Annotated in this window: 5 protein-coding genes and 1 other RNA gene; 3 read left to right on the top strand and 3 right to left on the bottom strand. The window is 56.3% G+C overall.

The genetic code is table 11. From position 1 onward, the window contains the following. Positions 1-361 precede the first annotated feature (361 nt). Both NW815_RS09640 and NW815_RS09635 read right to left on the bottom strand, forming a co-directional pair. Positions 362-1,819, bottom strand: coding sequence for a right-handed parallel beta-helix repeat-containing protein (locus tag NW815_RS09640; RefSeq protein WP_414389215.1), 1,458 nt, complete (start codon positions 1,817-1,819; stop codon positions 362-364). Between the two features lie 296 nt (positions 1,820-2,115). Beyond that, a complete protein-coding gene (locus NW815_RS09635; protein ID WP_049749562.1) occupies positions 2,116-2,469 on the bottom strand; it encodes a hypothetical protein in 354 nt (117 codons plus the stop codon). A 221-nt stretch (positions 2,470-2,690) separates the two neighbouring features. Between NW815_RS09635 and NW815_RS09630 the strand changes: the two genes are divergently transcribed. The 3 genes from NW815_RS09630 (at position 2,691) to rnpB (ending at position 4,754) form a co-directional block, all read left to right on the top strand. After that, on the top strand, positions 2,691-3,044 hold the full coding sequence (locus NW815_RS09630; RefSeq protein ID WP_414389214.1) for a rhodanese-like domain-containing protein: 354 nt from the start codon (positions 2,691-2,693) through the stop codon (positions 3,042-3,044). 21 nt (positions 3,045-3,065) lie between these two features. After that, complete coding sequence (locus tag NW815_RS09625; protein WP_414389213.1) at positions 3,066-4,292, top strand: C45 family autoproteolytic acyltransferase/hydolase; 1,227 nt, start codon at positions 3,066-3,068, stop codon at positions 4,290-4,292. Between the two features lie 32 nt (positions 4,293-4,324). Further along, positions 4,325-4,754, top strand: an RNA gene (gene rnpB / locus NW815_RS09620) — RNase P RNA component class A. A gap of 200 nt (positions 4,755-4,954) precedes the next feature. Here the strand turns inward: rnpB and NW815_RS09615 are convergent. Next, on the bottom strand, positions 4,955-5,656 hold the full coding sequence (locus NW815_RS09615) for a TetR/AcrR family transcriptional regulator (RefSeq protein WP_414389212.1): 702 nt from the start codon (positions 5,654-5,656) through the stop codon (positions 4,955-4,957). Positions 5,657-5,697: the final 41 nt, after the last annotated feature.

The following is a 5,697-nucleotide window of genomic DNA, read 5'->3' as shown; positions in this document are numbered from 1 at the left end:
ATCCTAACATAAGATCAACACGACCTAGGAAGGAGGCTAGAAGCACGGAGGCTAGCGAAGAACGCTGGCTGCAACTAGGGTTGTAGGTAGCCATCGCAAATCTCTAACAAGAAAACGAAATTAAGAGCCAAAGCTGCTTGCAAGGTTTGCCAACCCCCCTTCAGGGAAACCGAAAGGCAGGGTCACCCATATGGTAGGTACCCAAAGGGACATCAAAACCCGGCGGCAGGGCAACTGCTAAGTCTCCAGGGGAAGAAACGGCAGAAATACCCATAGCATCCTCACATTTCAAAAGGGTAGCCTTCCACGCTTGAGCAACCTTGAGCCAAAGGAAAACCAATCGCCTAAACACAGACAAAAGCTAGTTTACGGGAATGCTAGGTCCAAGGTTGAAATAAGTCGTGCTGCCAGGGTTAGTTGTGTTGTCGAAGGTGCTAAGGGTGATGGTTCCCACTGTGATGGGCGCTGGGGAAGGGACAGCAGGGGTGATACGAACCTGACCGCCAAAGGGAAGGATAAACGGAGCCGGGAAGGTGACGACATCCCCAGACACCGATGTGGAAGTGGCAATAACTGTGCCGTCTGCCTGAGTAATAGTTACCGTTGCAGCTGCAGGTAAGCTAGGGATTGTGATCCTTGGGCCAGAAGGTATGGGCGTGGGTGTAGGCGTCGGGGTGGAAGGAGGCGTCGGCCTAAGTGTGGGCACGGGTGTAGGTGTCGGGGTGGGAGAAGGCGTTGGCTCAGGTGTGGGTGTGAAGAGTCCCACAGCAACTCTCTCAGCAAAGTTCCCCTGGAAGGCATTGCCGGCTAGGTAGGCTGCAATCACCACATCTGGGGTGCCGGGGGCCGCTTGAATTGCTATCCCTCTGCCCTCGCCCCGAGCCAGAAATGTATTTCCAGAAAGGGTACGGGCTTGTGTTCCTTGCAAGATGCGAATGCCGACGCTCCCGGCTATCCCACCCACGCCGATCCTGTTGGATTGAATGGATGGAATTGAGCCTGCCCCATCCAGCTGAATCCCGGTAGTGCCACTCGTACCTGCTTGCCGCGCCTGCAGTACCAAGCCGGCTCCAGCCGTGGGTGGATCCCCTTCGATTTGGTTGTTGCGGAAGATCCCGCCGGAGTTGTCGCTGTAGCGAACAGCCAAAGTCCCTAAAGCTTGTAAGAGAATCGTGTTGTTCTCGAGGGTTGGGTTACTTCCTGGTGTTGTGCCTATGCCCACCCCGCCTGTTTTGCTAACGATTGACGAAATGCCGCTGACTCGACTGTTTCCGGAGATCTGCACACAGGGATCCAAAAATTGCTGGCACAAAATCTCGGCCAATTGGTTCAAGGCTCCCTCTAGAACCGCAGCATTGCCGTTGACCAAGATGTTGGAGCGAGGGTCGTTGAGGGTGACCTTGCTCGGCTGAAAGGTGCCACCGTTGACCTGAATCTTTCCACCTTCCAACACGACCTCTACCCCTTGCAGGCTAGTTTGGCTGGCTACAACCACATCGAACAACCCCGCTAGGATCTCGTAGGCAGCAGAGCTGGTAATCCGAATCCGCCCGCCATTGGTGCCGTCACCTCCATCCAGGGCGAGGTTCTTCTCCAGTCTCTCCTTGCCCGCCCCCAAAATCTGGATCAGCACCTCTAGTCCTGCTGTGGCATTTTGCAGCCGCTGCGCTTCTGCAACGGCATCAGCCACCTTGGTAAAGGGGCCCCTGGCCGGATCCACTTGCAGGACGACAGATCCACTACCTGGCGACGGCAGAGGGGGAGAGTTGCCTGTGCCTCCTCCACAGCCGAAAGCGATCCCTGCCAACAGAGGCAGCAAGGCTGAACAGATCCCCCAACCAGACTTGGATACTTGGCCAAGCATAGGTGGAAAGCTCCTTACAAGCGCTTAGCGGTTAAGGTTGTTACAGCAACAAACAAGAACAACAAGCAACTGCCACGAGGTCAAAGTGCAGGTGGCCAAGTTGCGATCCAATGCCCTCAGCAAAAGCATCCTCTGATGGATCCTCTGTTTAGTCAAGGCTTCGCCAGGGATCCGCAATCAATCGGCAACAAAAATCTCAAAAATCTAGCGCTCTTCAGGTACTTCGAGGGTTCCGGCGAGGATGTCTTGCTTCACCGCTTCCACAGCAGCCACCAAATCCGCTGAGAGCAAGGCTTGGTTGTATTCATCCAGGGCATAGCCCACACCCTCGTTCTCCAGGCCAAAGGTTTGAATGCCGCCGACAAAGTTGCCTTAAAGTTGCCTTCCACCACGCTGCGAATCACTTCATAGGTGGCCATATCCACCCGCTTCAGCATCGAGGTGAGACCGTGGTTGAGGGTGGCAGGGTTGTTATCGGTATCCCCCAGGTAGTTTTGGTTAGCATCCACACCGATAAAGAACAGCGGACGGGTATCTCCGCTGCAGATGCTGGCATAATCGGCGGGTTTGGGCACTTCCGCAAAGGGATCTCGAATGAAACTCACCCCGGCGGGCAGCCCTGTAGGATGCTGTTGGGCCAGAGCAGCCCAAAGAGCAGCGAGGTAACATCATCTCCCGCCGTATCCGTGTCGATCAAAAAGCGTTGCACAGCCATACCCAGGCTAAGCCCAAATCAGGGTGACATCTTAACCTTTGCGGGCAGTCTCAGGGCAGCCGCTGAGCCGGTGTATCTTGAGAGGGGATCCGTGTAGGCTTGAGTCGATTGATGTCCTCTTCCATCCGTTCCATTACGCCGCAACAGATGGCCCAACACCTACGGGATCCCGAGGCTGGGCCTCTGCAATTGATCGATGTGCGGGAACCGGCAGAGCTGGAGCTGGTGAATTTAAATGCCCTGGGCTTTCGCAACTACCCCTTGAGCCGGTACGAGGAATGGAGGGAACGGATCCTCACAGAGCTGGATCCAGATCAGCCAACTTTTGTGCTCTGTCATCATGGCCTCCGCTCTGCTCAGATGAGCCGGTGGTTACAGGCCAACGGGTTCACTCAGGTTCATAACATCAGCGGCGGCATTCACGCTTGGGCTTGTGAGGTGGATCCCTCCCTGCCCACCTATTGAGGTCACGGGCAAACCAGCACCATGTTCCCCATTCTTCATCTGCAGGGGGATCCCCAACAACGAGGCCAACAGTATGGATCCCAGGCGGCTCCCCTCATTCGCCACAGCATTGCCAGCTACGCCCGCCAATTTGCCTACCGCTGTGGTCTCACCTGGCAGCAGGCCCAGACCCAAGCAGAGGGATCCCTGCCCTGGCTAGAGCGCCACGTGCCCCACCTGCTGGAAGAAATCCAAGGCATTGCTGCGGGGAGTGGCTTTCGTTTCACCGAGATTCTGGCCCTCAATTTGCGCACCGAGATTTTATCCAGATCGGTTGTCGGTGGATCCCATCCCGACTGCGCCGCTGCTCTGGAACACAATCTCCAAAACGGAGTACCCCAGCACCCAGCGGATCCTGCTCATGAATGCAAGGCAATGGAGAAACTCATCGATCCAAACCCAGCCAAGTCAGATGGGGGAGAATGTACTACCCTAGCGGCCTTGCCCCAGGTTACCTCCACCCACCACACCTATCTGGCCCAAACCTGGGATTGGATCGGGGAGCAGCGCAGGGCCTGTGTGCTGTTGCGCGTTCACTCCGATAACCACCCTGCCTACCTCACCCTGACCGAAGCTGGGATCCTGGCCAAAATCGGCCTCAACCGAGCAGGGTTGGCCGTGGCCCTCAACCTCTTGCGCTCTACCCTAGATGGGCAAACCGAGGGAATGCCGGTGCATTTGCTATTGCGCTTGTTGTTGGAGTGTGAGGAGTGGCAGCAAGCTGTGGAGAGGGTGAGATCCTATCCTTACACCGCCTCCTCTTGTGTCAGCGTTGCCGGTATTACAGAACAGGCGACAGGCCTACAGCCCGCTAGTGCAATCAGCTTTGAAATCAGTCCACGAGGAATTGGCCTGCATCTCCCTCAAGGAGGGATCCTCGCCCACACCAATCATTTCCTGGATCCGGCCTTGCGAGAAGATGAGCTGCCCCCCCATATAGGATCCTCCACAAGGCTAGAACGGGCCTATCATTTGCTTCGCCAGAGCGCTCAAACGGGAACCCTAGACGCGGTCGCTCTTCAAAAAATCCTACAAGACCGGACGAATGCCCCCCACTGCATCTGCCGCTATCCGGATCCCCATCTGCCCGTCTGGGATCGCACCGAAAGCGTGGCGGCTGTGGTGATGGATTTGAACCGGCAAATCTTACACCTGGCCCCCAACATTCCCGATCAAGTGGAGTTTGTACCGATTTCCGGGATTTTCTAGGTTTGGAAGATGCAGTAGGATCGAGCTGAAGAGAGAGGAGGGGCAGGCGATCGCGTCCTTGCTGTCGCCACCAGACAGCGGGATGAGGAAAGTCCGGGCTTTCAGAAGAACACACCGCTGGGGAAAGCCCAGTGCGGGTAACCGCGAGGATAGTGCCACAGAAACATACCGCCGATGGCTGGGATCCCAGCACAGGTAAGGGTGCAAAGGTGGGGTAAGAGCCCACCAGCAACGTCGTGAGGCGTTGGCTCGGTAAACCCCGGTGGAAAGCAAGGCCGCAGCCGCAGGATCATGGCTGTTCTTCGCCCCTGTTGGCTGCATCGAGATCACGGTACCCAAAGCGGGGAAGGGTGCTCTCGATGGTGGTGAGCCGCTAGAGGGTGATGGTAACATCACTCCCAGATAGATGATCGCCAGTGCAACTCTGCACTACAGAACCCGGCTTACAACCTCCTCTCTTTTCTACTTGCACATCTACCTGTTTGCACATCTATTTGCACACAGAGAGAGTTTGTTCCGAGCTCACGGGAGTTCTGCAGGTTGCCGGGATCCCTGTGGTCTGGGGCTATTTATTGGCCGTAGTCAGTGTGTCGTTGGGAGAAGCTGTATCGCATGCCCACCTAGGGCACTTGGAGAGCCTTGTCCAATTGTGGGTGGCTGCGCTACGGCGTAGGTTCTGTCATTCTGGTCACGCCTGCCATCCACAGCTCCACGCAGGCTTGCAGAAGGGGGGGGATCCTGGCGGTTTCGGCGCCTTTCTCTGATTTTTTAGATTTTTCATCCGATAGCTGCCCCTCAACAGAGGGCTCGGTTCCGTCGGCGCCAACGGAAGGCAACTCGGCAGTTACCGCCAACATTGCTGCTCCCAAAATCATTACATGCAAAACCCCAACGGCTGCATAAAGGCGATCTGGCTCGACAGATTGCAACTCAGAGTTGGGAAATCGCCGCAAATACTCTGTCAGTTGTTCTTGGGCCTGAGAAAAACCCAGCCGCAAGGCGCGACGATGTTCCTCAGAATAAAGACCGGCCTCTCCCACCAGGGAGCGCACCAGTTCAGGATTATCGGCCAAAGCCCGAAAACAGGTGTGGACATAGCGCAGGAGAATGGCTTGCAACCCAGAACCTTGAGAGGGGGCGGGATCCGCCTTCAGGGGCAGATCGGCTATGCCGGAAAAGACCCCCAGCTCCCCAAATACGGCCAGGAGTAACCCTTGCTTGGTGCCGAAGTGCCGAAACAGGGTGACCTCATTCACTCCGGCCAAATCCGCAATTTGACGGGTGGTGGTCTGGGTGATGCCCTGACGAACGAACAGCTCCCGAGCCGCATTCAGCAGCCTTTGCCGAGAAGAAGGACGTGCCATAGTGAGGAGAAAACGTAAACTACCCGGCTCCGACCGCTAAG

The sequence above is a fragment of the Synechococcus sp. R6-7 genome (assembly GCF_047461695.1).
Taxonomy (GTDB): Bacteria; Cyanobacteriota; Cyanobacteriia; order Thermostichales; family Thermostichaceae; genus Thermostichus.
Note: the sequence above shows the minus strand (reverse complement) of the source record. Positions and strands in the feature narration are given on the sequence as shown.